Raw genomic sequence first — 2,848 nt, 5'->3', positions numbered from 1 at the left:
GGAATATAAACCCAATCAGGTGCTTTGACAACTGTTTGAGTTTTAACGGTAGCACACAAGCCAAAATTAGAGGCAATTAGCATCGATTCCAGAATTAGTCCTGCTAATTCTAGGGATTCCCGTAAAGCTGCTGCTAATAGGGGTTGCAAGTTGTTGTCCACAGGTTCGTCAGGTAGAATAAAATCATCTGGCAGTTTTTCCCAGGTGATTATCGTTGATTTTTTGAACAAATTAATTGTAGATGGTGTCATTGTCGTAAACAGTCCTTCCTATATTTAATAAGCTCTCATAAACTGTCCACGACTAAGTAGGTGCATTAAATTAATTATCAAATAGACATCTAGGTGGACAATGCCTGCAATTAGTTCATACACTATCATCAACTTCAACTCCTAGCGCTCTTAATTTTGCTGCCAAGCGTTCAGCCCGTTGCTTTTCCTGTTCAGCCCGTTGCTTTTCCTGCTCGGCCAACTCCTCTATGGTGGGGAGCAATTGCCCCTCTGCTGTTGCCCAACGCAGCCAAGTAATCGGCTCTTGTTCATCCCCATAAATTCCCTGCCACCGCACTAACACTAGCCCTAATATTTCGCTGCTGAACCTGCCTTGAGCATCTGGGTTTAAAGATTTATAAACGCCCCCTTCTAAGCGATGTCCCGCTAAATCTTCTGGCTCAAAGGGATCATACCAAAAGTATTCTGTCACCCGCAAACGATTCTGATAGATAAGCTTTTTCTCTTCTTTATCTTTTTTGGCTGTACTCTCAGAAAGCAACTCAATCACCACATCAGGGGCTTTCTCTTCTTCCCAGACGACCCAGCTTTTCCGTTCTTTTCGAGGCACGTCCACAACGACAAATACATCGGGCCCGCGATAATCCTCGTTACGCACTTGATTGGGGCTAAAGTAAACAAACATATTGCCTCCGACAAACGCTTCCCGTCCTTGGGTTTTTAACCACCCGGAGAGAGGTCTGACTAATAACTGCATTTGCAGTCCGTGTCGCTGGGTTTCCATGGGAATACCATCATCAGAAGGTAGTTCATCTTGGGTCGGTGGTAGCTTGATCCCCAGTGGGTTAGCTGCAATTAGGAGGGTTTCTTGAGCCATTGGTTGGTTGGGGTGAACAACTGATGCCACTTTCTTATCATAAACTATTGTCAATGTCAACACAATTGCGATCGCAATTGTGTTGCCAAGCGCTCGGCTCGTTTTAGGTTATGGGATTGTGTCAAGATTCTCTGACTCTATTACAGTTCTAATCTTTTATGTAAATCTTACAATTTTTCAGGATACGGTCATCTATGTTTTTCCCTGACTCTACAAGTTTGTAATTATTCTCATAGAGTAATTGTAAAAAAGTGCCATGATAATTTGCTTTTATGAGACCTGGATGTCTCATGGGACATAGGGTGACAATTGGATTGAATTTATTGAGAGTATCAAGAAAACGGGGCTGAAAAGAATTGTCCCCAGGGAAAATAGAAGCTATCTCGGGATAAAACAATACTTTTCTGTTTTTGTGAAGATAATAATAGGATTCAACCCGATCAGAAATTAGAATTGATGGACGGTTTAATTGCTTTTCTAATGTAGCCACTCTCTCAGACAAGCTCGCTAAAGCAGACATTTGCGAATAGCTTTTAGGGCTTTGAAAATGGGATATCGTTAAGGGAATAAATTTTACACAAGCGATTAGGGACATAATAATAAAGGGCATGACTAATACACTGACCAGGGAGAGTCTTAATAAATCAAACGAATTGGGCAATAGGATTGGCAAAAACTCCCTAAATGTCATTTTATTCTGCATCAATTCTGGTTCAGATTCAGACATTTTTTTTCGATAAGAACTAAAGGCATAATCAATCAAACAACCATAGGAAAGAAAGAAGGGAAGTGATACACCTAACAAATTCCAAGGATGACTTCTATTGACAAAATAAAAGAGGCTAACTATTCCCCAGATGGCAATTACAAAACGATACTTAGCACTTTTATCCTCGATAGGACTCTGAAAAGATTGTATGATGTTAAAACCGTAAACAACCATAAATATCATCCATATATTATCTGTAAAAGGCAAACCATAAAAGCCAGAGCCAAATTTAAGAGTAGAACCCGTATAATTGGAAAAATTTATAAATTCTCCAGCAATAATTCTAAAGCCAAAAATAATTATGAAAATGATCATGATAAGATTTATACTAAATACCGTTAATTTTTTAATCATGTTTTTTGCGCTAAACCCATCTATTTTAAACTCATTCCAAATGTAGATAAAGAAATACATAATCAAGACAACTACACCAGAATCAAAATTACTTAATAGAGCCATTGCCACTATAAAATCTAGAAGCACATCTTGTAAGTTAATTGTTAAAAATCCAATGGAAAGAGTAGCTTTATCGAGAAATTTTCTTTCAGATATATACAACAAAGTAACCAGCAAAAGACAAGGAAATAAAGTTCTTAAAGGAAAATATTGAAAGTATAAATCTTGGCGTACTACCCTACCATAAAGATAACTCCAAAACAGGCAGCTAATAAATACCAAAATTCTGAGCAACGGATTTTTGTAGATAGCCTTAGTTATTAAATAGTAAAGAAGAATCTGAAGAGCAATCAAACTACACACAACAATTTTGATAGACAATAGATTATTTCCCATTAATCGTGATAGTAGGCCAAGCCAAAGATAATATCCGCCATATAAACTTTTAAACCCATCATCAACAAGGGGAATAAAAGGGGAATCACTATTAATGGCCGCCAATGGAAAGAGAACCACATTAAAATGGAAGTTCGATGGATTAGTATAAACCAGACTCCAAGCAACTGATGTCACCGT

The 2,848-nt window shown here is 38.0% G+C and carries 2 protein-coding genes and 1 pseudogene; all 3 read right to left on the bottom strand.

Translation table 11 applies throughout. The features are described 5' to 3' along the window. A pseudogene (locus EWV68_RS21275) lies at positions 1-251 on the bottom strand (hypothetical protein); the annotation flags it as partial. A gap of 115 nt (positions 252-366) precedes the next feature. Beyond that, positions 367-1,107 carry a Uma2 family endonuclease gene (locus EWV68_RS21270; RefSeq protein ID WP_287170959.1) on the bottom strand — a complete coding sequence of 247 codons (741 nt, stop codon included), beginning with the start codon at positions 1,105-1,107 and terminating at the stop codon, positions 367-369. A 148-nt stretch (positions 1,108-1,255) separates the two neighbouring features. Continuing rightward, positions 1,256-2,848 (bottom strand): hypothetical protein (locus EWV68_RS21265; protein WP_287170958.1); only part of this gene is annotated, 1,593 nt, incomplete at its 5' end.

It is taken from the genome of Microcystis sp. M_QC_C_20170808_M9Col (assembly GCF_007095495.1).
Taxonomy (GTDB): Bacteria; Cyanobacteriota; Cyanobacteriia; order Cyanobacteriales; family Microcystaceae; genus Microcystis; species Microcystis aeruginosa.
This window is presented reverse-complemented; position numbering and strand designations above follow the sequence as displayed.